The sequence below is a fragment of the Paraburkholderia caribensis genome, assembly GCF_002902945.1.
GTDB lineage: Bacteria > Pseudomonadota > Gammaproteobacteria > Burkholderiales > Burkholderiaceae > Paraburkholderia > Paraburkholderia caribensis.
In genome coordinates, this window is record NZ_CP026103.1 from 1,353,653 (window position 1) to 1,376,497 (window position 22,845).

Genomic DNA, 22,845 nt, shown 5'->3' on the forward strand with positions numbered 1-22,845 from the left:
CTGGATGTGCAACCGGTTGCCGACGCATCACGTGTGAATGGAACAATGAAGCCCTGCTCAACGCTGAGGCGCTTCTCGGTTTCTGGCCGCAGCAACGGTGGGAACGAGAACCGCGAAAACGACGATTGCCAAAGCAACGATAAACAGTCCGGCAAACGTCAGATGAACCGACTGATGCAAGGCCAGGCGAATGGCGGCAAAGTTGTCCGTGCTGCCGGGTGCTGACTCGATCACCTTGCGCAGTTGATCGGAAGTGACGGCGCCAAGCGTCTTCGAATGAGCCAGTCCGTAGTTGAGCAAGGCGCCGAAGACGGTCGCGCCGAGCGTGCTTCCAAGATTGCGCGAGAACAGGTTTGAGGCGGTAGCGCTGCCACGCTGCGACTTGTCGACCTGCTCCTGGATGAGGACGAGAGAAGTGACGCTAAGCGCGCCCATTCCAAAGCCCATGACCAGCGATCCGATAGCGGCCATAAGCGGCGCGCTATGCGGGGTCAACGAGACGAAGATCATCGCGCCCACCGGGATCACTGCGCTTCCACCGATCAACAGCTTGCGCAGATCGAACCGGTGAAAGGAGCGGGCGGAAAGCGTGGCGCCCAGCGGCCAGCCCACCATGACCATGGTTAGCGCAAAGCCTGCGACCACCGGCGTGCGATGCAGCACCCCTTGAACATACATCGGCAGGAAAGTTGTCAGCCCCATCAAGGCCATGCCGGAGAAAACCGTCGCGAGGTTGGTCATCGCAATGGGCCTATGCCCCCACAGGCTAAACGAGATCATCGGGTCCGGGCTTCGCCGCTCCTGCCAGACAAACAGCGCTGCGCTTGCGATGAACACGCTGCCGCTGAGCATCGCGTGCGTATAGTCCGCTGTACTCAGGTTCGTCAAACCGATCATGAGCGCAGCGATGGCGGCGGTAAAGAGAACCGCACCGCCGATATCGATCGACGGCCGGGCGTCTCTTTCCTTTTCATGCAGGAACAGGACAAATCCTGCGGCTGAAATCAATCCGATGGGGATGTTGATCCAGAAGATCCACGCCCACGAAAAGTCACGGACAATCAATCCGCCGATCATGGGTCCGAGGACGGCCGCCGTCGCCCACACGCTGGCCAGATAGCCCTGAACCTTTCCACGCTCTTTGACCGGATAGAGGTCGCCGACGATGGTCAGCGTGACCGGCTGTATTGAACCGGCGCCGATCCCCTGAATGAGCCTGAAGACGATCATCGCAGGCATCGACCACGCGAAGCCGGCCAGCAGCGAACCGACCAGGAAAATGACAATACCCGTCAGCATGATTCGCTTGCGACCAAAGATATCCGCGAGCTTGCCAAAGACCACCGTCATCGCGGTCTGCGTCAGCAAAAACGACGAGAAAACCCAGCTATATAAATGCAGTCCGCCGAGTTTCGTCACGATCTGCGGCATGGCGGTCGAGACGATTGTCGCTTCGATGGCGACCATCGCCAGCGAGGCCATCACGGCTGCGATGACAAGTGGCCTGGATGTCTCCGAGCGGGACGACAGGTTGTCCAACATTGTGTTCATGATGTTCCTGCTTAAATGGCAACGTTCAGGACATGATCCGCGCGTCACCGATGTCGATAGACTTGGCAAACCGCCTGTCCCAGATAAGCGGGAATCTCCGGATGGCCTGGACTCAACTCTAGGGCCGAGCTGCCCCTTTTCTCCTGCCCGAAAGATTCAAAAATCTGCTCAGGCGACTCAACCGGATATCTGCCGAGATCGACCGACATGGGGGCAGATTATCCAGGCGGAGCGAATGATCGTTTCATCATCCGGCGTGCGAATGGGCAGGCCCGCTTCACGCCGTCGATGGAGGCTCAGTCTGCAGCCGTGCGACGACCGGACGCCTCCGAACCGCTGCCGGCTCCACCCTGGCTGCCAGCCGCGGCCTTCTGCGCTGCAACCCGCGCCTCTGCCGCCTGGATTTGAGTCGGGTAGGTAACGTCTTCGCCGCGAGACTGGTCGTAGCCGGCTTTCTGAAGCGCGACGAGTTCGGCGCGAACCTGTGCACGCGTCAATCCCCCTGACTGCGCTGCCACAACGACAGGTTGCTGGTCCGGCACTTGTGCATCAGTAGCGGCAAAAGCGGGGAGCGAAAAGACGGCGGCAACGACGAAAGCGGCAATGATTCTGATGTTCATGATGTTCTCGATCAGGAAAGGTGAAAGCGCTGGTTCGCCATTGAGCGTGCGATCAGCTGCATCTGTCCCAGCGCATGCAGGGTCGGAGGGATGTGCGGCCGGTTTTCTGAAAACTGGCTGCACACACTGGCGTGTTTCAGAAGGGCCTGGTCGGCAGATACTTGCCGTCGAGCGTGATAACTGCGCGCTCGCCACCGTCCGGATCCGGGACTTTCTTGACGTCGAGCTTGAAGTTGATCGCGCTGATGATGCCGTCGCCAAACTGTTCGTGGACGAGCGCCTTCAACGTCGTGCCGTAGATCTGGACCATTTCGTAGAAGCGATAGATCGTTGGATCTGTCGGTACCCCGCCCGGGATGCTGCCGCGCAGCGGAATGGTCTGAAGAAGACGCGCTTGCTGATCTGATAGATCCAGGCGCCCAGCGACGACTTTGGCCGCATCCGTGGGCAAAGGATGCTGGCCGAGCAGGGCTGCCGTCATAAACGCGATGCTCAGCCCCGTGCCTTCGGTCAGTTGCTGAAACGTCAGCCCTTTACGCGCCTTTGCATCGATGATCGTGTCGACGAGGGCGAGGCGGGAGTCCTGGCTGTATTGCGATTGAGTCATGTTCGTTCCTTCGGATCAGGTGAAGTTTGGGTCCCGGCTTCGCGTGCTTGCCGGGAACCGATGAACGAAGAATGAGCCAGTCCAGCTATAGCGTCCAAGACCGATTTGTTCTTGTCACGATTGGTAAAACGAATAGTTCAGACGCCGCCCCTTTTCTGCCAGCAACGGTGCTACGCGTTACGGGATATTCCTTCGCAGCACGCGTGGCACCCTTCGAATCAACGCGTACGCGCCCCAGGCAGCGCCTGCACTGATTCACGCAGTGATTTGCAGTCCGTTTCTACGTTGCCACGAGAGGTCGCCATGAAGGAAATCATTAAAGGGTTTTTGAAATTCAGCGGGACGTTTTTCCCGAGCGAGCGGCCCTGTTCAGGAAGCTCGCTACGTCACGGTCTCCTACGGCGTTATTCGTGACATGTTCGGATAGCCGTTTCGTTCCCGTCAGACGTTGGAATGTAGTACGCGACCAGCAACGCGACGAGATTTCCCGGCGAGGTGAGCGAGATCGCGTGGAGTTCTTGCGAGGTTCTCTATACCAGCGAGGTCGATCCCAGCAGACGGAATATCCGTCTGCGTCCAGTTCTGGTTAGACCTGCGCCAAACCGCCGTCGACAAACACTTCACTGCCGGTCATAAAGCTGCTCTCGTCCGACGCAAGAAATAGCGCCACGGCAGCGGTTTCGTCCGGATCAGCTATTCGCCCAAGCGGCGTCTGCACTTTCAATGCGCCGATCAGCGCATCGAGTTGAGCGCCCGAGACAAGGCTCTCCATCAAACCCGGCGTTGCCGTCGCACCGGGAGACAGCACATTCACGCGGATTCCGGATTCCTTCAGATCGAGCGCCCAGCTGCGCGCAAAGTTGCGGATTGCCGCTTTCGTTGCGCTGTAGACGCTGAACGCCGGCGTCCCCTTCGAACCTGTCGTTGAGCCGGTCAGGATGATCGAAGCACCCGCGCTCATCAGCGGCAACGCCTTCTGAACTGTGAACAGCGTTCCTTTCACGTTGACGTCGAACGTAAGATCGAATTGCTCTTCTGTGATAGCTCCAAGCGGCGCCAGCGAGCCCAGCCCCGCGTTCGCGAACAGCACGTCAAGGTGCCCCTTTTCCGCCTGCACAGCAGCAAAAATCCGGTCGAGATCATCGAGCTTTGACACGTCGCCCTGCAGCGCCCGCACGTTGTGCCCGATGCTCGCTACAGCCTTGTCAAGCTCGCTTTGACGCCGCCCCGTGACAAACACGAACGCCCCCTCCTCGACGAAACGCTTTGCGCTCGCCAGCCCGATGCCACTGTTTCCTCCCGTTATCAGTACAACCTTTCCGGTCAGCCTGCCCATCTGCGTACTCCTTACAAAATATCGATTGCGGCTCGACATCCTAGACCTTCACTCTACTTGTGGCTAGTATGAACCTTTTGGTAAGTACCCATGGAATGTCGAATGAAAAGGGATATGTTCACCTGTGGCCTCGACGCGGCGCTGGCCGTAATTGGGGGTAAATGGAAGCCCTTGATAATGTTCCACCTTGCGCACGACACGCGACGTTATGGCGAGCTGAAGCGGGCGATCGGAGCAGTTAGCCATAAGATGCTCATCCAGCAATTGAAGGAATTAGAGGTCGATGGCCTCGTCCATCGTGTCGACCACAAGGAGATTCCGCCGCGAGTCGACTACTCGCTAACAGAATTCGGGCAGACACTGGCAAACGCGTTGGCCCCGTTATGCGAGTGGGGCACTGCACATGCCACGGAGGTTAGCGAGATGATGACGAACCGCGAGGCACGCACCAGGTGAAATTCCGCGCAACGCTGGCGCGCCGCCGGAGCATCGGTTGCGCCGACGGATACGTTTGTTTGCGATGAGTTGCTACAAAATTTAATATTCTGAAAGCCGTCGGAGATCTAATGTATGAAGAAAGCGCGGGGACATAGTTTGCGCAAGCGGATCATCGCGAGAAGCAAATTGTTCTCACCATTTGTATTTTCGCCATCTTTCCGCACTTCATATGCTCACGATTGACGATATACGAACGGTTCCCTTGTTCGCTGGTCTGCCCGACAGTGAACTTGACCGCTTGGCAAAGTCCGCCGGCGACGTACATTTGCAAGCCGGAGATTTTGCCGTACATGAGGGCGGAGAGCCTGCTCTTTACGCCGTGCTGGAAGGAAAAATAGAAGCCTTCAAGGTTTTTGACAGCGTTGAGCGCACGCTTGGTTGGAGAACGCCTGGAAGTGTGTTCGGTGAACTTCCGCTTGTGTTGAGCTCGCCATTCGTTATTTCTTACCGAGCTGCTTCGCCCTCCCGGGTCATGCGTGTCGACACACAGCACTATTATTCAATTGCGGCCTCGTGCCGGGAAATCGCAGTCAAAGTGGGCCTCCTCGCCCGAGAGCGCGTCGGGGGTCTGCAGGAAATCGCTGACGAGCCGCCTTCGCCTCGGGCGACGATGATCGGCGATCGCCTGGATCCGACCTGCAGGGCGTTGCAACAGTTCTTGCAACGCAATCAGGTAAGCTTCGAGGTGAAAGCGCCCGATGATTTCGAGAAGCAATCTTCCGAATCCGGGGAACGTTTTCAAGCAGCAGATTTTCCCGTTTTGAAACTGCATGACGGGGCTGTTCTCAGGCGCCCGTCAACTCGGCAGCTCGCTACAGCGCTTGGCTTGAGAACCCAGCCGAGCCTTCGGGACTATGACACTGTAATTATCGGAGGAGGTCCGGCTGGCCTTGCGGCAGCCGTCTATGGCGCATCTGAAGGTCTGCGTACGCTAGTCCTCGAGCGCGAGGCACTCGGTGGTCAGGCGGGTACATCGTCGCGCATCGAAAATTACCTCGGTTTTCCGAACGGCGTATCAGGCGAAGAGCTTGCAAGCCGCGCGTTGCAGCAGGCAAAGAGACTCGGTGCGGAGATCGTGGTTGCGCGATCGGTCAGGAAAGTCGAGATTGGCGCTCACTGCCTACATCTCGATGGGGACGACATCATTCAGGCGCGAACAATCATCCTCGCGACAGGCGTCAGCTGGCGGAGGCTCGACATCGAGGGCTGTGACCGATTTGCTGGTAAGGGAATCCATTATGGCGCTTCGCGCGGCGATTCCAGTGGTACGCATGGTCTTGACATATTCCTTATCGGCGGTGGCAATTCGGCTGGTCAAGCCGCGTTGAATTTCGCCAATCATGCACGGCACGTAACGCTTGTTGTGCGTGGGGACTCGCTCGAGAAAAATATGTCCCGCTATCTCATCGAGCAGATCAAGGCAAAATCCAACGTCTCCGTCCAACTCAATTCGGAAGTGAGCGCGGTACGGGGAGAATCCCGTCTTTCCGAGATCTGCTTGCGGGATCGGTCACAGGGAGAGGTGAGCTGGAGAGCCTGCGGAGGGCTTTTCGTTTTTATCGGTGCAGACGCGGAGACCGGATGGCTACCGATGGAGATCGCGCGCGATCAACGAGGGTTCGTGCTCACCGGCGACGATGTCGTTAAGGCCGGGCACTGGTCCGAAACGCGCGACCCTTACCTGCTCGAAACGAGTATTCCCGGCGTATTCGCATGCGGAGATGTACGACTGAGTCCGGTCAAACGCGTCGCCTCCGCCGTTGGAGAAGGCAGCATGGCGATCGCATTCGTTCACAAATACCTGGAGAGTCGTCGAGGGTGAATCTTTAGCAGGAACGCAAAGAGGTTGATCAGGACAACGACAATCAACCGCGCTGCGCCAACGCGATCTTCCCGTCAACGAGACGATTGATTCGCCATGGGTTGCCCGTTTTCAACGACTCGGGCAACAACGCCTCCGGCATGTCCTGATAGCTCACCGGCCGCAGAAACCGGCGGATCGCGAGGCTGCCGACCGAAGTCGAACGACCGTCGGCGGTGGACGGATAAGGACCGCCGTGCACCATCGCATGCGCGACTTCGACGCCCGTACCAAAGCCATTGACGAGCACGCGGCCCACGCGTCGCTCCAGTGACGGAAGGAACGAACGCGCCAGTGCGTAATCGGCTTCATCGATCTGCAACGCCGCCGTCAGCTGTCCTTCCAGCGACTCGATCAATTCACGCATCGTCTCCAGATCCGGGCAACGCACGATCAATGACGCCGCGCCGAAAATCTCTTCCTGTAATTCCGTTTGCTCACGAAACGCGGCGGCGCTTGTCACGAAGAGCGCGCCTTGTCCCTTGTTCGCGCCCGTCGCGGGCTGCGCGCGCGCCACCGTCTGCACCTGCGGATGGTCGGCGAATTTCGACACCGCCGTTTCAAACGCGCGATGAATGCCGGGCGTGAGCATCGTTGCGGCCGGCGCCCGATTCAGCGCCTCCGAAGCCGCGGCCACGAAGCGATCGAGTGCGGGACCTTCCACCGCGAGAATCAAACCCGGGTTCGTGCAGAACTGCCCGGCACCGAGCGTCAACGATTGCACGAAGGCCTGAGCGATCGCTTCACCGCGCTGCTCGAGCGCATGTGGAAACAGCAACACGGGATTGATGCTGCTCATTTCCGCATAGACGGGCACCGGCTCGGGACGCGCGGCGGCGACTGCCATCAACTCCGTCCCCGCATGGCGCGAGCCGGTGAATCCGACCGCCTTGATGCGGGGATCGCGAACCAGCCCCTGGCCGATTTCACGGCCGCTTCCGAACAGCAGCGAGAAGGTCCCCTCGGGCATTCCGCAGTCCTTCACCGCCTTCTGCACAGCCATGCCGACCAGTTCCGACGTGCCGGGATGCGCGGCATGGGCCTTGACGATCACCGGGCACCCAGCGGCCAACGCGGAAGCAGTGTCGCCCCCTGCTACCGAGAACGCCAGCGGAAAATTGCTGGCGCCGAACACCGCGACGGGGCCGAGCCCGATGTGCCGCAAACGCAGATCGACGCGCGGCAACGGTTTGCGCTCGGGCTGAGCCGGATCGATGCGCGCTTCGAGAAAGTCGCCTGCTCGCACCACACCCGCGAACATCCGCAACTGGCCCACCGTTCGCGCGCGTTCACCTTCGATTCGCGCGCGCGGCAAGCCCGACTCCGCGACGCAGCGTTCGATCAACGCATCGCCTGCTGCGAGAATGTTGGCCGCGATCGTCTCCAGAAAATTGGCGCGGGCTTCGAGCGTGGTTTCGCGGAAGAGATCGAAAGCGGTCCATGCCAATGCACATGCTGCATCGACGTCTTCGAGCGTCGCGCCACCGAAGCCCGGCTCCAGACGTTCGCCGCTCGCCGCATCGATGGCATACGACACGCCGTTCGTTCCGCGTCGCACGCTCTGGCCAATCAACAGGTTCCCTGCGATGTTCATTTCTATTTCCTTGATGGGATAAATCGACGCCCTGTCCCGGGCGCCTTTATTCACTCGATTGCGCTCGCATCGCTGCAATGACGAGCTCGCAACACCTGCACGAATGCGTTCAAACTGGCTGGCAAGCGTCGACGCTATCTTCGGATCTTCGAAGCGGAAGGCTTGCCCATCGTTCGACGAGCGCGTCAGAAGGTGCCCGGATAAGCGCCGCCATCCAGCAGCACATTCTGACCCGTCAGATATCCGGCCTGCGCGCTGCACAAGAAGGCGCAGAACGCGCCGAACTCCTCAGGGGTTCCGAAGCGTCCAGCAGGAACGATCTGGCGCTTCGCTTCGAGCGCCGTGTCGTAGCTCTGACCATGCGCATCGGCCGCTGCTCGCGTGGACTGACGCAAACGGTCGGTTTCGAACAACCCCGGCAGCAGATTGTTGATGGTCACATTGGCCTGCGCAATACGCTTTTGCCGGGCCAGTCCAGCGATGAAACCCGTCAGCCCCGAGCGCGCACCGTTCGATAGTCCCAGCACGTCGATGGGCGCCTTCACCGCGCCCGAAGTGATATTGACGATGCGGCCAAAGCCGCGCCCGGCCATTCCGTCCACGGTTGCCTTGATCAACTCGATCGGTGTCAGCATGTTCGCATCGACTGCGGCGATCCAGTCCTCTCGCGACCAGTTGCGAAAATCGCCCGGCGGCGGACCGCCCGCGTTGTTCACGAGAATGTCGATGTGAGGCGCCGCCGCCAGTGCGGCCGCGCGCCCTTCGCTCGTCGTGATGTCACCGGGCACGGTCTTGACCGTGACCGCGGGATTGAGCGTGCGCAGCGCCTGTGCGGTCGCCTCGAGCGCGTCACTGCCGCGTGCCGTGATGACGACGTTTACTCCCTCCGCGACGAGCGCTTGCGCGCAACCCTTTCCCAGGCCCTTGCTTGCCGCGCACACCAGCGCCCACCGGCCTTCGATGTTCAGATTCATCCCGCTTGCTCCTTGACTTAAACGATTGCCGTCTCAGCGCGATCCCGCGACTCGCGCACGCTGCCGCGCGACAGCAGATCATGACGACGCTGAAAAAGATTGTGCCGGCCGATTTCTCCGATCGTTCGGACGCCCGACAAGGCCATGCTGACGTCGAGTTCGCTTTGCAGTATCTGCAGCATTCGCATGACGCCGGCCTCGCCCATTGCGCCGAGTGCGTACATGAACGCACGTCCGACCATGGTGCCTTTCGCGCCCAGCGCGAGCGCCTTCATTACGTCCTGCCCGCTGCGAATACCGCCGTCCACCCAGATTTCGACCTTGTCGCCGACAGCCTCGACGATGGCCGGCAACGCTTCGATGCTGGACGGCGCGCCATCCAGTTGCCGCCCGCCGTGATTGCTCACGACGATGGCATCGGCGCCGATCGATGCGGCCATGCGCGCGTCCTCGACGCTCAGGATGCCCTTCAGCACGAGCTTGCGATCCCAGCCGCGCCGGATGGCGACGAGATCGTCCCAACTGAGCGTCGGGTCGAATTGTTGCGCCACCCACTTGCTGATCGCGATGACGTCGCCGCCGCCCTTGATGTAGCCGGCCAGATTGCCGAACGTTTTGGCGCCGCCCAGCGCACGCATCATCCAGCCTGGCTTCGACGCGAAATCGAGCAGATTGGAAGCCGTGAGACGCGGCGGAACGGTCATGCCGTTCTTCAGGTCCTTGTGCCGCTGGCCGTTGATCTGCAGGTCCAGCGTGACGACGAGCGCCGAACAGCCGGCCAGCTTCGCGCGCTCGATCAGCGACGCATTGAAGCCGCGGTCGCGCATCACGTAGAGCTGAAACCAGAACGGTGCAGCCGTATGACGCGCGACATCTTCGATCGAGCAGATGCTGACCGTCGAAAGGGTGAACGGCACGCCGAAGCGCTGTGCAGCCAGCGCGCCGAGCATCTCGCCATTTGCCCATTGCATGCCGGCGAGGCCGGTTGGCGCGATGGCAACGGGCATGGTCACCGGCTGACCGATCATCGTGCTGGCCGTGCTCCGACCTTCGACGTTCACGGCCACTCGCTGCTGCAGCTTCAGGTCGTCGAATGCGCGGCTGTTCTCGCGGTACGTCGATTCCGAATAGGAGCCGCTATCGACATAATCGTAAAACGCCTTCGGCACGCGCTTCTTCGCCATCAGACGCAAATCCTCAACACACGTAATGACTGACATTCGATCCCTGCACCTTGACTGTCTATCGGTTTGAAACTGCCGTGAGGTGGCTGCCGCGCTTGCTGCCGTTCAATCGGCCGCCCGCACGGTTGCGAGCGCGCCACGCTCTTCGTGCTCTTGCGTGACGCTCACGGGCCTGCGCACCATGACCATGTAAGCAACGGCGGAAAGCAGCGCGACGGCCGCGCTCACGATCAGCGCGTTCACGAACGAATGCGTGCGGTCTACCACCAGGCCGGTGACGATCGGCGCAGCCGATCCCGCCAGGAAACCGCCGAAATTCTGGATGCCGCCAAGCGACGCTACGGCGTGACGGGGCGCGGCGACACTCACGAGCGACCATGCGCCGCCGGAAGCCATGTTGAGAAAGAACATCGCCACCGAGATGTACGCGATCGCCATCCAGGCCGAAGGCGTCAACGCAGCGGGGACGGTGGCCGCCGCAGCGCCCACCAGCCCCACGCAGATCGGCCACTTGCGGCTCGTGATCGGCGCCATGCCCTTGCTGTAGAGCCAGTCGGCGATATAGCCGCTTCCCACCATGCCGAGCGTGCCGACGAAGTACGGGATCGCCACGACCCAGCCCGCGCGCGCGATACTCATGCCGCGTTCGTGCTCCAGATACGCAGGCAGCCAGGTCAGATACAGCCATACCATGTAGATGACGCCCATGAAGCCGAACAGCATGCCCCACGTCGTACGTTGCGCGAAAAGATTGCGCCACTGCGCGCTGTTCAACGGTGCTGCGTTGGGTTCTTCCTGCGCGCCTTCGGCGAGATGGGCCTGCTCGTCGGGGCTCAGCTCCACTTCGCCTCGGTTGCGATACACCGCGTACCAGCCGAGCGCAACCAGGATGCCGAACACACCCGTGACGATGAACATCTCGCGCCAGCTGAGGGTCAGCATCAGCGCAGTGAGGATCGGCGGCGCAATCGCGGGGCCGATGGTCGACGAGGCCACGAAAATCCCCGTTGGCGCGCCACGATCACGCAGCGCGAACCATTCGCCGATCACCTTCGCGCCGGCGGGAAACTGCGGCGCTTCGCCGATGCCAAGACACACCCGCGCGAGGAAAAACTGCTGGACGCCATGCACGAAGCCCGTGCACAGCTGCGCGACCGACCAGAGCAACATGCCCGCGCCGAGCATCAGCCGCGCGCCCAGACGATCCAGCAGGACGCCGACCGGCAACTGCGCGAACGCATACGACATCGAAAACGCGGAAAGCAACAGGCCCATTTGCGACGCGCTAAGTCCCATTTCGCCGCTAATGGTGCTGTTAGCGACCGATAGCGCGCTGCGGTCGAGATAGTTGATGCAACCCGCCAGCGTCAAAAAGAAAACGGAAATGCGCTGGATACGACGCAGCTTTTTGCTCGCCTGCATGTTGAGTGTCTCCGGTTGATGTGTTGGAGTGCCGTCTGCGCGGCACTGTGTCAGTCAAATACGATGCATCAGAGCGATGCTTCCAGCATGGCGCGGTAATCGCCTTCGGACGCCTCGCGGGGATTGGTCTTGTGGCTGTGATCCTTGAGTGCGCCCCTGATGATGTCGGGGAACATCGCGGGCGTGACGCCGAGTTGCGCGAGTCCCGTCGGTAAGCCGAGCCGCTGCGTCATGGTCCGCACCGACGGCGCCACCTCCGCGCCGTTGCCAAGCCCCATAGCGGTTGCCATGCGGCTGAGTTTGTCCTCGTCGCGCACGGATGGCGCGTGCTGATTGAATTCGAGCACCGCGGGCAGAAAGATCGCGTTGAGCGTGCCGTGATGCAGGCGCGGATTGATGCCGCCAAGCGAATGACTCAGGCTGTGTACGCAGCCCAGGCCCTTCTGGAAAGCGAGCGCACCTTGCATCGATGCGCTCATCATGTTCAGCCGCGCCACACGGTCGGCCGGTTCGCGCGTCGCGCGCTCGATGTGACGCCATGCGCGCCACAGTCCGTCCAGCGCGATACCGTCGGCGGGCGGATTGAATGCGCTCGCGAGGAAGGTCTCGATGCAATGTGCGATCGCGTCCATCCCGGTCGCCGCCGTCAATGCGGGCGGCAAGCCCAGCGTCAGTTCCGGATCGCAGATCGCCACGCGCGGCACCACGAATGGCGAGATCACGCCGACCTTGCGGCCGTCGTCGAGAATCAGAATGGCGCCGCGGCCCACTTCGCTGCCCGTCCCCGCTGTGGTGGGCACGGCAATCACGGGCGCGGTTTTCGCGGTGATGTTGGTCGCGCCGCCCTCGATCACGGCGAAGCGTTGCAGCGGGCCTTCGTGAGTCGCGCAAACGGCAACACCCTTGGCCAGATCGATCGCCGAGCCGCCGCCGACGGCGATGATGCCGTCGCAGTCGCCCGCGCGATAGGCCGCCACTGCGTCGCGCACCGCAGCCTCGTTGGGGTTCGGCGGCGTGCCGTCATAGATCGGGACGGACGCCTTGCCAGCGAGTGCGTCGAGCACGATATCGATGATGCCTGCCGCCCGGACACCTTTGTCCGTGACGATCAACGGCTGCCTGATCCCCACTCGCTGGCATTCGCTGCTGAGCAAACGGATGGCGCCATAGTCGAACTGAATCTGCGTGATGTAGTTGATGAGAGACATGGGAATGAGCGTCAGTTATAGTGGCTGTGGGCGGCGCGGCGCCGGACTTCAACGGCCCAGAACCTGGCCGTCGCATTGATGCTGGCGCTTTTGAGACGCCGTTTGTGGGCCAGTATAAGGAGACGCCCCTTTCTCAGTAATTGAGAAGATTTGATACAGATATAACTTTTCCTCAACCCTCATGACGCCGCCGCTCAACTCCATCATTTCCCGCCTGCATCTGAAGCAGCTGCGACTCCTGATCGCCCTCGGAGATCACGGCTCATTGCTGAAGGCGGCGCAGCAGGTCGCGCTCACGCAGCCGGGCGCCAGCAAGGCCTTGCAGGAAATCGAAACAACATTCGGGACGCCGCTGTTCAATCGCACGAACCGGGGACTCGAGCCCAACGAAGCAGGACGCTGCGTGATTCGCTATGCGCGTCTGATCCACACCGATTTGTCGCACATGCGTGAAGAGATCGACGGGATCATGCGCGGCCAGGGCGGCCGTGTGGCCGTCGGTGTGATCATGGGCGCCGTGCCGCTGCTCACCGATGCGATTACGTCGCTGATCGCGCGTAACCCCGAAATCTCAGTCGAGATCGTGGAAGACACGAGCGCAACGTTGCTCAGCCAGATCGACGAAGGCCGGCTGGATCTGGCGATCTGCCGGACGACGATCAGTCAGACGCCGCAGCACTACGAAACCACGCGGATGCAGGAGGAAACGCTCGCAGTCGTGGCCAATGTGCAGCATCCGCTGCGGCGCGCGAAGAAGCTCAAGCTTCAGGACGTCGCGGAATACCGCTGGGTGGTGTATCGCGCGAACATGCCGATGCGGCTATTGCTGGAGCGCGAGTTTCGCGAAGCCGATATTCGCTTCCCCATGCATCTGCTCGAAACGACGTCTGCATTCGCCACGCTCGCGCTGCTGCAAAGCAATCCGTCGTTCGTCGCGCTGGTGTCGATCGACGTCGCACAGTTTTTCGCCAGTCACGAGATGACGTGCATCCTTCCGCTGCATCTTGCTTCGCGCAGCGAGCCTTATGAACTCGTTACCCGAAAAGGCGCGCAGCTCTCGCCCGGCGCGCGACAGCTGATCGAGGAACTGAACGCCAAGCATGGCGGCGAAGCGTAATGCCGCGGGTGCCGAGCGTCCCGCGTGATCACGGGCCCGGACGCCTGATAGTGCGTCATCGGGCCCGAATTCGCGCAAGTTACGCGACGCCTTTATCAGCGAACGCTGCCGCCAGCGCGTGCAGGCCGTCGCGATAGATACCTTCGAAAAGTCTCGATGCTTCGTCGTCGCTCACACCGTTCGGCGTGAACTCACCGCTCCAGTCGACCAGCGATGCACCCGCCTCTTCGCCCTCGCGCACCTGCAGCGTCGAGCGATAGCCCGTGACGGGAAACGGCGCTTCGAGAATCGAATAGGTATAGCTGCGCGCGCGGTTGTCGAAGGCTTCCAGACGCTCGACGATCACATCGCCGTTCGGCGTGGCGAGACGCCGCACACGTCCGCCCTCGCTCAATTCGCTCGACGGAATGTAGGGCAGCCAGTCCGGCAGCGAGTTGAAGCCGCCGATCAGTTGCCACACCTTGTCGGGCGAAACGGGAATGCGGATCGACGCATTGGCTTGGGCCATGTCAGTCTCCTTAAGCCTTGACGGGCAGCGGTGCATTGGCGGCGACCAGACCTTGCTCGCGCAACTCGCGCCAGAAGTCTGCAGGAACCGCTTCCTTGACGGCGGCGTGGTCTTCCGCGATGCGCTCCGGCTTGCTCGCGCCGGGGATCACTGCGGCTACCACCGGATTGGCCAGCACGAACTGCAGCGCGGCGGCCTTGACGCTCACGTTGTGACGCGCGGCGAGCGCCTTGATGCGCTCGACCTTCGCGAGAATCTCAGGCGACGCCTTCTGGTATTCGAAGTGTGCGCCGCCCGCCAGCACGCCCGAGCTATACGGACCGCCGACGACAATCTCCACGTTTTTCGCGGCAGCGGTGGGCAGCAGACGCTGCAATGCACGCTCGTGATCGAGCAACGTATAGCGGCCTGCGAGCAGGAAGCCATCCGGTTTCACTTCCGAGAGATCGAGCAGCAGTTCGCACGGCTCGACGCGGTTGACACCCAGCCCCCACGCCTTGATCACGCCTTCGTCGCGCAGACGGTTCAGCACACGGAACGCGCCCTTGCGGGCCGATTCGAACATGGCGAGCCACTCGTCGCCGTAGAAGTCCTGCGCGACGTCGTGCACCCAGACGATGTCCAGACGATCCGTCTTCAGGCGCTTCAGGCTGTCTTCGATCGAGCGCTGCGTCGCGTCGGCCGAGTAGTCGTTGACGATCTTGTTCGGACGGCCGTAGGCGAACACATCCCCTTTCTCGCCGAGATCGCGCGCGCCGACATCCTCGATTTCGTCGAGAATCACGCGGCCTACTTTCGTGCTCAGCACGTAGTCGTCACGCCTGCGGCCGGCGAGCGCATCGCCAAGCCGGATTTCCGAGAGGCCCGCGCCGTACAACGGGGCCGTGTCGAAATAACGCACGCCTTGATCCCACGCTGCCTGGACGGTTGCCAGCGCTTCTTCCTCAGGGATGTTGCGAAACATGTTGCCCAGCGGCGCAGCGCCAAAACCCAGCTGCGTGCCGGCCGGCAGTTTGTCCTTGATGCTCATGACTTGCTCCTTTGATTGAGTCGGTAGCGCAAAGTCTAGGGTGACAAGTTAAGTCTGTCTAAGACATAATTCGACAAACTTGAGTCCGAAGAGGTCTTATATGCTTGATATCCGTCAACTGCATTATTTCGTCGCGGTCGCCGAAGAGGAGCACGTTGGGCGCGCCGCCGAGAAGCTGCATATCTCGCAATCGCCATTGAGCCGCCAGATCGCCCAGCTCGAGGAAAATCTGGGTCTTACACTATTCGAACGTTCGCAGCAGCGCATCCGGCTGACTACCGATGGGCGCACCTTTCTTGCGGAAACGCAGGCGTTCCTGACGCACGCAAAACGGCTGGAATCGTTGGCGCGACGTCTTGGGCGCGGCGACGAAGGCGGGCTATGCATCGGCTATCTGGAGAACGCGATGCACTCCGGCGTGCTGCCTCGCGCGCTGCGGCAACTACGCGCGCAGAAGCCCGACGTGCACATCGCCCTTTACAGCTACCGGTCGGCCGATCAGCTGACCGGCTTGCGTCAGCGCAGCCTCGATATTGCGCTTGTTTGCGAGCCACTGTCTTCGGACGACCCGGACCTCGAATCGGCGCTGGTACTCGACGATCCCATGCTGCTCGCGATTCCCGAGGACCATCCGCTGGCGAACGCGTCGCGCTTCACACCGAACGATCTGGCGGCGCAGAAGTGGATTGCCGTGATGTATGAAGAGGGCGCGCTGCGCCACGACAATTTCATCGCAGCATGCGCGAAAGCCGGGTTCACACCCGATATCGCGATGGAAGCCACCGAGCCGCTCGCGGCACTTGGACTCGTTGCGGCGGGCCTCGGCGTCACGATGATCCAGCAAAGCCTGCGGCGCCATGCGCCCGCTGGCGTGGTGCTGCGTGAAGTCTCGTGGTTCAGTTATCGGACGGCGCTATGGGCGGCGTGGCATCGGGTCAACCTGAGACCACTGGTCGAGCAATTCCGCAAGACGCTGCTGCATTCAAGCGCGGCGCCCGCCATGTCTGCAGATACATAGCGGCACAGCGACGGCTTGCGCGGTGACGCGTGAGCTGCACCAAACGGCCTTCTATCTCCGATGCACGTTAGATTGGAAAAGCGGGACGCCGGAGTCTGGTCTCGGCACAGCTAGCCGCACTTTTCTGCCAGATCTGAGATTTCCTTCTGAAGCGCACTGAGGAATATGTTCACCCGATTCGGCACATATCGCCGGCTTGGGATGACCGCCCACACTGACAGGTCTTCCATCGCGGCGTCCTCCAGTTGAACCTGCACGAGCGAATGATCGGCCAGTTGCCTGAAGACGTCCCAGTACGTCAGCATTGCGAGCCCGAGTCCCTGCACAGCCGCCGTGCGTGCCGCTTCCACACTGGTCGTGGTGACATACCCTTCAATGCGCTCGCGTATCAGCTTGCCGTCGACAACGAGCGGCCAACTTCCCACCGAGTCAAGTCTGATACAACGATGCTGGTCCAGTTCCGCCGACGTCGCAGGTCGTCCGTGCCTCTCCAGATACCCGGGCGAAGCACAAATAAGCCGTGGATTCGGAGCAATCTTTCTGGCCACCAGTTCCGAATCTCCCAGCGGTGCAATGCGTAATGCGAGATCCAGCCCCTGCCCCACGATATCGACCTGGCGATCGGAAAGGTCGAGGTCGATACGAAGTTCCGGGTTGGCCTCCAGCAGTCCCGGCAACATCGGCAACACGACCGATTGTCCGAAGCCACTCGGTGCGGTCAAACGCAATATGCCAGATGCAGTGCCCGACGACGGACTGAGTTCAGCTCGCGCGCCGGCTTCCGCAGCCACCATCGCCCTTGCGTAAGGGACAAACGCCTCCCCTTCTGCGGTCAGCGTCAGGGAGCGAGTGGTCCGATGAAAGAGGCGCACGCCGAGGTCTTCTTCGAGCGCGGCGATGCGCCGTGACACCTGCATGGGCACCACGTTCAGCTGACGAGCCGCCGCCGACAGGCTGCCCGCTGAGGCAACGGCGAGGAATGTCTGAACGTCCGGGAGGAACATCGTCTATATCCAAAAGTGTTAGGGCGGCTTCACGCGCCGACCTCTGTTTTCTGCCGCTCGCGACGCCTACCATGCAGTCACCTTCTTCACCAGACGAGCAGCGAAATGAGCGACGCAACCTCCCCCATCCTTTCTTCGTATAACCGCAATGGCATCGCATTACGCAACCGCATCGCCGTCGCACCCATGACGCGAATCACGGCCACGGAATACGGGCATCCGACCCAAACCATGTTCGACTACTACAAGCGCTTCGCGAAGGGCGGTTTCGGGCTGGTAACGACGGAAGGCATCTACACCGACAAGGCGTTCTCGCAAGGATACCGGTTTCAGCCAGGACTGGCCGACGACGAACAGGCGAAGGCATGGTCGACGTTCAATCGCGAGATGCATGAGCATGGGACCCCTGTGTTCGCGCAACTCATGCATGCCGGGGCGTTGAGTCAAGGCAACGTTTATCGAAGCCATACCGTGGGACCGTCGGCCGTCCGCCCCAAGGGCGAACAGATGAAGTTCTACTTCGGCCAGGGACGCTATGCTGAGCCGAAACAGATGACGGATGCTGAGATTGACGAAGCGATTCAGGGCTTCGTCGACGCGGCACGACGTGCCGTGAATATCGCCGGGTTCCAGGGCGTGGAAATTCATGGCGCTAACGGATATCTCCTCGACCAGTTCCTGACAGCGGGGACCAATCGCCGGACTGACCGTTGGGGCGGCGACACGAAGGCTCGCGTGCAACTGCTCGTCGATGTTGTCGAAGCAGTCAGGCTCGGCATCGGAGATGCTGTACCCGTGGGTATCCGGATTTCACAAAGCAAGGTCAACGATTTCGGTTCCAGGTGGTCGGGTGGCGAGGCGGATGCCGAAGTGATCTTCGGCACACTTGCCGATGCAGGCATCGACTTCCTTCACGTCACGGAGTTCGAGGCCTGGCAGCCGGCCTTCGAAGGCACGCACGATAGCCTCGTGACGCTGGCACGCCGTTACGCGCCCGCCGTCACCGTCATCGCAAACGGCGGCTTGCACACGGCTGAGCGTATCAACCACGCGCTGGCCTCCGGTGCGGATCTGGTGACCGTCGGACGCGGCGCGCTGGCGAATCCCGACCTGCCGAAACTGCTCGCAAACAGGCTCGAACCCCGTACATTCGACGGTTCGATCCTTCAACCGATCGCCAGCATCAAGCCCGAAGAACTCGCAATGCAGATAGCCGCTTCAACGTAACGTCCGCTTGCGCGGCAGCGCGCCGCGCAACCGTTCTGCGGCACGCTCCCGCCGTCAGGTTGCAAGCTCCGCATGTTGTTTCTCCCGTTGCGAACGACGCCAGTCCGCTGGCGTCATGCCCAAACGTTGACTGAACGCGCGCCGGAATGCGGCGACGGACTGATAGCCGACTGTCTCGGCCACAACCTCGGTCGAAATGCCGGGTCTTTTCAGTTCGTTGGCCGCCAGCGCCATGCGGATATCGGTCAAGAGATCATTCGGCGAACGGCCCAGCTTGTCCTGAAAGTGACGAATCAACGTTGCACGCGACATGCTGCAGAGGTTCGCCAGTTCCGGCAGCGTCCATGCCCGTGCCGGGTCGCTGAAGATCGCCGTGAGCGCGGGAGACAGGCGCGGATTGCCTGCGAGCGCAAGCAGTCCGACAGGTGCTTCATCGGACTCGCTGGCCACGCGCATCGTCAGCGCAAACAGCGCCGCCGATAACGCATTCATCATCGCGTAGCCGCCAAGATTGTCTGCACCCGCCTCTGCTCGCATGAGTGCCACGAGACCGTTCAAGTGCTCGTAGGCCGCACCATCCGTGCCGTGCTTTACACCGCTTTTTGTCGGCGACGTATGCGTGACAAGCCGTGCAGGCAGATACGCACGGATGAACCGGTCATGTGGCGGCGCCAGAATGATCCGCCCGCAGAGCATGTCGAGACGCGGGCCGGTGCCTTTGTTTTCGCTAATGGTCAGGTTCAGTGCGGCGCGCTCGTGCGCCCGCTTCGGCCGCGCGCCGCTACCGTCGTGAAGCATGTGGGCGCCGCCGTGCGCCAGCATTACGATGTCGCCTGCGCAAAGCTGCTGCGGCTTGCCGGAACCCGGCGTCTCCAGAATGGCCGACCCGCTGAGAATGATGTGATACGGCATCTCGCCCGGGTCCGAATCGCCATAGATCACTTCCCACGGTGCGCCATACGAACAGCGCAATTCGAGTTGACCGTGCACGGTCATCATGCCGAGCAAACGGCTCAGCCAATCTTGCGAAAGTGACATCGCGACTCCGCGTGATACTTTTGAGCATGATATTGATGATTCAAGGACTCAACAAGCTCATTCGCCGCACCTAAAGTGGAGGCTCCTAACCACCACTGAATGAGGTCCAACATGAGTCGCATCGCCATCCCCGCAGTCGAGAACGCAACGGGCGCCACCGCCGAAGTCTATGGACGGGTTCGCAAAATAGCCGGCGGCAGCGTGCCGAATCTGTTCGCGGCGCTCGGCCATCTCGCGCCCGCGACATTGAATGCGGCGCTAGACGCGGAAGGCGCGCTGGCATCGAGCAGTCTGAGCAAGCAGGATCTGGAAACCATCAAGCTGCTCGTGAGCGAGCAAACGGGCTGCGACTACTGCGTCGCCGCGCACGTGATGCTGGGCAAGATGACGGGGCTGTCGCCCGAAGCGCTTAAGCACATTCGCGCGGGTCAGGCGACTGGCGATGCCCGACGCGACGCCCTCATCCGTTTCGTGCTGACCCTGCAGACGACCCGCGGCACGATCGGCGAAAGCGAACTCGCAGCGATTCGCGCAGCAGGCTACAGCGACACGCAACTCGCAGAAATCTCACTGGCAATCGCCATGACGATTTTCACGAACACCTTCAACCGCATCAACGACACCGACGTCGATTTCCCGCCGGTCAAATGACGTCGCTTTGACGCGCGGACAGGCGGCGCGATGACGTGCCGCCCGCGCCGTACACCTGGCGCGCCGACGCCGACGGACCTGTCGCGATCGTCGCGCATTCACCCTTAGCTGGATTGGAGAAAGTCATGTCTCAGGTTGAACAGTTCGATACGTTGATTCTCGGCAGTGGCCAGGGCGGCAAACTGCTGGCCTGGCATCTGGGCCGGTCAGGACAACGTGTGGCCGTGGTCGAACGGCAGTGGGTGGGCGGCTCGTGCCCGGCCGTCGCGTGCCTGCCGAGCAAGAACGAAATCTGGAGCGCGCGCGTGGCTCATCTGGCGCGGCATGCCGCTGACTTCGGCGCGACTACGGGACCTGTCACCATCGACATGGCAAAGGTTCGCGAACGCAAGCGCGGCATGGTCGAACGTGAAGCCGCGTTTCACGTGCAGGCGTATGAATCGAGCGGCGCTGAGCTGATCATGGGCGTCGGCCGTTTTGTCGGGCCGAAGACCATCGAGGTGCAACTGAACGGCGGCGGCACGCGTACGCTCAGCGCAAGCCAGGTCGTGGTCAACGTCGGGACGCACGCAGCGATTCCCGACGTCCCGGGACTGCGCGCTGCCGAACCGCTGACGCACATCGGCGCGCTGGATCTCGACCGTGCACCCGCACATCTGATCGTCCTCGGTGGCGGCTATATCGGCGTGGAGATGGCGCAGGCTTACCGGCGCTTCGGCAGTCGCGTGACGATCATCGAGCGCGGTGCAAGACTGATGGCCCGCGAAGATGCGGACGTCGGCGCGGAGATGATGCGCATGCTTCGCGCGGAAGAAATCGATGTCGTGCTGGATGCACGGATAGTCAGCGTCGAGGGCCGCTCGGGCACGCATGTCCGCGTCGTCGTGCGCACGCCTTCGGGTGACCGGACTCTGGATGGAAGCGACATTCTTGTCGCCACCGGCCGGGTTCCCAACACAGCCGGCATCGGCCTGGAGCAAGCAGGCATCCAGCTCGACGAACGTGGATACATTCGGGTGAACGACCGGCTGCAAACCTCGGCACCCGACGTCTGGGCAATTGGCGAAGTCGCGGGCAGTCCGCAATTCACGCATGTATCGGTCGATGACTTCAGAATCGTGCGCGACAACCTGGCAGGCGGCAATCGCAGCACTGGCGATCGTCTGATTCCGTACACGCTGTTCACCGATCCCCCGCTCGCGCGCGTTGGACTAAGCGAAAGCGATGCGCAACGTCAAGGTATCGGCGTTCGTGTCGCAATACTTCCCATGAACAACGTGCTGCGGACGGAAGCGACCGACGAGACGCAGGGCTTCATGAAGGTGCTCGTCAGCGCAAACGACGATCGCATACTCGGCTTCACGATGATCGGCTCGGAAGCTGGAGAAGTGATGGCGGCCATGCAGACAGCGATGATTGCGGATCTCCCGTACCAGAAACTCCGGGATGCCGTGATCTCTCATCTGACCGTCGCCGAAGGCCTTGGACCGCTGCTGTCAAGGGTGCCCAAGCGAACCGGCGAGTGAGGAAGACAGGAGGCCAGGTTTAAAGAAAGGTGCGGCTGTATCGGATGCCCATCACCCCGTGATGGGCATCGCGCGGTGGGATAAGGCGCCGCACTGATTGCTGGAATGAAGCCGACGATCAATGCTATGAACCGACCCATAAGAGACACCGATCTTTCTACAAAGCGGCGATTAGACTCGGCGACGTTTGCGACTCAAAGCAGGAGCAGCAGCGCACCGAAGAAAAACAGGAAAAATCCTGTAGCAAACTGGGCTTGGAGAAAGCCGCGCCATCCTGGATAGCCATATGGCACCGGTTGGGAGTATCGGGTCGGGATTGGCAGGCGCAAAAGCCAAGTGCGCAAGGCGTGTGTGAGCGCGAGCACGCCCCCGGCCAGGATAAAAAGCGAAAACGTCCGAGGCGTATCGAACGGAATCGGAATGTCAAATACTTGCATCACAATGGGCACAAGCGCGCCTAGTACTAAAAGTCCGCATAGCAAACGATAGAGCGGAGTAAGGCTCGTCTTTAACCACGTTGGCGCGTTGCTCTTGCCTTGAGGTGGAGGCGTCCAGGTCATTCTGTTTGGCGGATGGGGTCCGTGCGTGGAGACGGGATTTGGCCGTGATTGAATTTAACCTCATCTCACGGTCCATCGCCTGATTGTTTACGATTCCGGGATTCCCGTCGAGTGTCCAATTCTGGTCGTTCTCACCCTTTCTCATGCCCCGGCTCATCCAACTCTTGGTCTTCTTGAGACAGAAGGGCGGATAGCTGGGACGGGGAGAGGCGCTTCATTTTCCTTTCGAGCTTGCGATCGTATTGCCGGTCGTTTGGCTCTGAAGCCTGAGCCTTGCGCGCTTACTGCTGCACGAAGCGATTGAGCTCGCC

General features: G+C 61.2%; 22 protein-coding genes and 1 pseudogene. 8 read left to right on the top strand and 15 right to left on the bottom strand.

The features are described 5' to 3' along the window. Nucleotides 1-57: 57 nt before the first annotated feature. The 3 genes from C2L66_RS35635 to cynS all read right to left on the bottom strand — a co-directional run bounded on the left by C2L66_RS35635 (nucleotide 58) and on the right by cynS (nucleotide 2,778). Nucleotides 58-1,530 carry an MDR family MFS transporter gene (locus C2L66_RS35635; protein WP_054930833.1) on the bottom strand — a complete coding sequence of 491 codons (1,473 nt, stop codon included), beginning with the start codon at nucleotides 1,528-1,530 and terminating at the stop codon, nucleotides 58-60. A 317-nt stretch (nucleotides 1,531-1,847) separates the two neighbouring features. Beyond that, nucleotides 1,848-2,171, bottom strand: a complete 324-nt coding sequence (locus C2L66_RS35640; protein ID WP_060608583.1) for a DUF4148 domain-containing protein — start codon at nucleotides 2,169-2,171, stop codon at nucleotides 1,848-1,850. A gap of 136 nt (nucleotides 2,172-2,307) precedes the next feature. After that, complete coding sequence (cynS, locus tag C2L66_RS35645) at nucleotides 2,308-2,778, bottom strand: cyanase (RefSeq protein WP_060608587.1); 471 nt, start codon at nucleotides 2,776-2,778, stop codon at nucleotides 2,308-2,310. A gap of 303 nt (nucleotides 2,779-3,081) precedes the next feature. Here cynS and C2L66_RS41985 point away from each other — a divergent pair. After that, a pseudogene (locus C2L66_RS41985) lies at nucleotides 3,082-3,218 on the top strand (carbonic anhydrase); the annotation flags it as partial. A gap of 146 nt (nucleotides 3,219-3,364) precedes the next feature. Here the strand turns inward: C2L66_RS41985 and C2L66_RS35655 are convergent. Then, entirely contained in the window at nucleotides 3,365-4,114 is a 750-nt protein-coding gene (locus C2L66_RS35655; protein ID WP_060608590.1) for an SDR family NAD(P)-dependent oxidoreductase, read from the bottom strand. 102 nt (nucleotides 4,115-4,216) lie between these two features. Between C2L66_RS35655 and C2L66_RS35660 the strand changes: the two genes are divergently transcribed. Continuing rightward, nucleotides 4,217-4,570, top strand: a complete 354-nt coding sequence (locus tag C2L66_RS35660; protein ID WP_054930824.1) for a winged helix-turn-helix transcriptional regulator — start codon at nucleotides 4,217-4,219, stop codon at nucleotides 4,568-4,570. 211 nt (nucleotides 4,571-4,781) lie between these two features. Then, entirely contained in the window at nucleotides 4,782-6,434 is a 1,653-nt protein-coding gene (locus tag C2L66_RS35665; RefSeq protein WP_060608591.1) for an FAD-dependent oxidoreductase, read from the top strand. 43 nt (nucleotides 6,435-6,477) lie between these two features. On the opposite strand, the gene C2L66_RS35670 is transcribed toward C2L66_RS35665, so the two are convergent. The 5 genes from C2L66_RS35670 to C2L66_RS35690 form a co-directional block, all read right to left on the bottom strand. Continuing rightward, on the bottom strand, nucleotides 6,478-8,067 hold the full coding sequence (locus tag C2L66_RS35670) for an aldehyde dehydrogenase (NADP(+)) (protein WP_060608594.1): 1,590 nt from the start codon (nucleotides 8,065-8,067) through the stop codon (nucleotides 6,478-6,480). A gap of 185 nt (nucleotides 8,068-8,252) precedes the next feature. Continuing rightward, nucleotides 8,253-9,041: an SDR family oxidoreductase gene (locus tag C2L66_RS35675; protein WP_060608597.1), complete on the bottom strand. Its 789-nt coding sequence runs from the start codon at nucleotides 9,039-9,041 to the stop codon at nucleotides 8,253-8,255. Between the two features lie 17 nt (nucleotides 9,042-9,058). Then, nucleotides 9,059-10,261 (bottom strand): alpha-hydroxy acid oxidase, encoded by a 1,203-nt coding sequence (locus C2L66_RS35680; RefSeq protein ID WP_082670504.1) that lies wholly within the window; start codon nucleotides 10,259-10,261, stop codon nucleotides 9,059-9,061. Between the two features lie 69 nt (nucleotides 10,262-10,330). Then, nucleotides 10,331-11,647: an MFS transporter gene (locus C2L66_RS35685; protein ID WP_054930829.1), complete on the bottom strand. Its 1,317-nt coding sequence runs from the start codon at nucleotides 11,645-11,647 to the stop codon at nucleotides 10,331-10,333. Between the two features lie 68 nt (nucleotides 11,648-11,715). Then, complete coding sequence (locus C2L66_RS35690; RefSeq protein ID WP_060608602.1) at nucleotides 11,716-12,855, bottom strand: iron-containing alcohol dehydrogenase; 1,140 nt, start codon at nucleotides 12,853-12,855, stop codon at nucleotides 11,716-11,718. Between the two features lie 181 nt (nucleotides 12,856-13,036). On the opposite strand from C2L66_RS35690, the gene C2L66_RS35695 reads away from it, so the two are divergent. Continuing rightward, entirely contained in the window at nucleotides 13,037-13,972 is a 936-nt protein-coding gene (locus C2L66_RS35695) for a LysR family transcriptional regulator (protein ID WP_060608605.1), read from the top strand. 79 nt (nucleotides 13,973-14,051) lie between these two features. On the opposite strand, the gene C2L66_RS35700 is transcribed toward C2L66_RS35695, so the two are convergent. Together C2L66_RS35700 and C2L66_RS35705 are read right to left on the bottom strand one after the other, a co-directional pair. After that, nucleotides 14,052-14,480, bottom strand: coding sequence for an SRPBCC family protein (locus C2L66_RS35700; protein WP_054930835.1), 429 nt, complete (start codon nucleotides 14,478-14,480; stop codon nucleotides 14,052-14,054). Between the two features lie 10 nt (nucleotides 14,481-14,490). Further along, nucleotides 14,491-15,510 (bottom strand): aldo/keto reductase, encoded by a 1,020-nt coding sequence (locus tag C2L66_RS35705; protein WP_054930836.1) that lies wholly within the window; start codon nucleotides 15,508-15,510, stop codon nucleotides 14,491-14,493. A gap of 100 nt (nucleotides 15,511-15,610) precedes the next feature. Between C2L66_RS35705 and C2L66_RS35710 the strand changes: the two genes are divergently transcribed. Next, nucleotides 15,611-16,528, top strand: coding sequence for a LysR substrate-binding domain-containing protein (locus tag C2L66_RS35710; protein ID WP_054930837.1), 918 nt, complete (start codon nucleotides 15,611-15,613; stop codon nucleotides 16,526-16,528). 110 nt (nucleotides 16,529-16,638) lie between these two features. Here the strand turns inward: C2L66_RS35710 and C2L66_RS35715 are convergent, their stop codons facing one another. Next, nucleotides 16,639-17,532, bottom strand: coding sequence for a LysR family transcriptional regulator (locus C2L66_RS35715; RefSeq protein ID WP_060608606.1), 894 nt, complete (start codon nucleotides 17,530-17,532; stop codon nucleotides 16,639-16,641). A gap of 105 nt (nucleotides 17,533-17,637) precedes the next feature. Between C2L66_RS35715 and C2L66_RS35720 the strand changes: the two genes are divergently transcribed. Then, nucleotides 17,638-18,759, top strand: coding sequence for an NADH:flavin oxidoreductase (locus tag C2L66_RS35720; RefSeq protein WP_060608609.1), 1,122 nt, complete (start codon nucleotides 17,638-17,640; stop codon nucleotides 18,757-18,759). Between the two features lie 54 nt (nucleotides 18,760-18,813). Here the strand turns inward: C2L66_RS35720 and C2L66_RS35725 are convergent, their stop codons facing one another. Beyond that, on the bottom strand, nucleotides 18,814-19,797 hold the full coding sequence (locus C2L66_RS35725) for an AraC family transcriptional regulator (protein WP_060608612.1): 984 nt from the start codon (nucleotides 19,795-19,797) through the stop codon (nucleotides 18,814-18,816). A 111-nt stretch (nucleotides 19,798-19,908) separates the two neighbouring features. Here C2L66_RS35725 and C2L66_RS35730 point away from each other — a divergent pair, with 111 nt between their 5' ends. Further along, nucleotides 19,909-20,448 carry a carboxymuconolactone decarboxylase family protein gene (locus tag C2L66_RS35730; RefSeq protein ID WP_060610492.1) on the top strand — a complete coding sequence of 180 codons (540 nt, stop codon included), beginning with the start codon at nucleotides 19,909-19,911 and terminating at the stop codon, nucleotides 20,446-20,448. Here C2L66_RS35730 and C2L66_RS42215 read toward each other — a convergent pair. Further along, complete coding sequence (locus tag C2L66_RS42215; RefSeq protein WP_257722153.1) at nucleotides 20,441-20,575, bottom strand: hypothetical protein; 135 nt, start codon at nucleotides 20,573-20,575, stop codon at nucleotides 20,441-20,443. The genes C2L66_RS35730 and C2L66_RS42215 overlap by 8 nt on opposite strands. On the opposite strand from C2L66_RS42215, the gene C2L66_RS35735 reads away from it, so the two are divergent. After that, nucleotides 20,574-21,974, top strand: coding sequence for a mercuric reductase (locus tag C2L66_RS35735; protein ID WP_060608615.1), 1,401 nt, complete (start codon nucleotides 20,574-20,576; stop codon nucleotides 21,972-21,974). The two genes, C2L66_RS42215 and C2L66_RS35735, sit on opposite strands and share 2 nt — an antisense overlap. A gap of 194 nt (nucleotides 21,975-22,168) precedes the next feature. On the opposite strand, the gene C2L66_RS35740 is transcribed toward C2L66_RS35735, so the two are convergent. Further along, nucleotides 22,169-22,411, bottom strand: coding sequence for a hypothetical protein (locus tag C2L66_RS35740; RefSeq protein ID WP_060608618.1), 243 nt, complete (start codon nucleotides 22,409-22,411; stop codon nucleotides 22,169-22,171). Nucleotides 22,412-22,845: the final 434 nt, after the last annotated feature.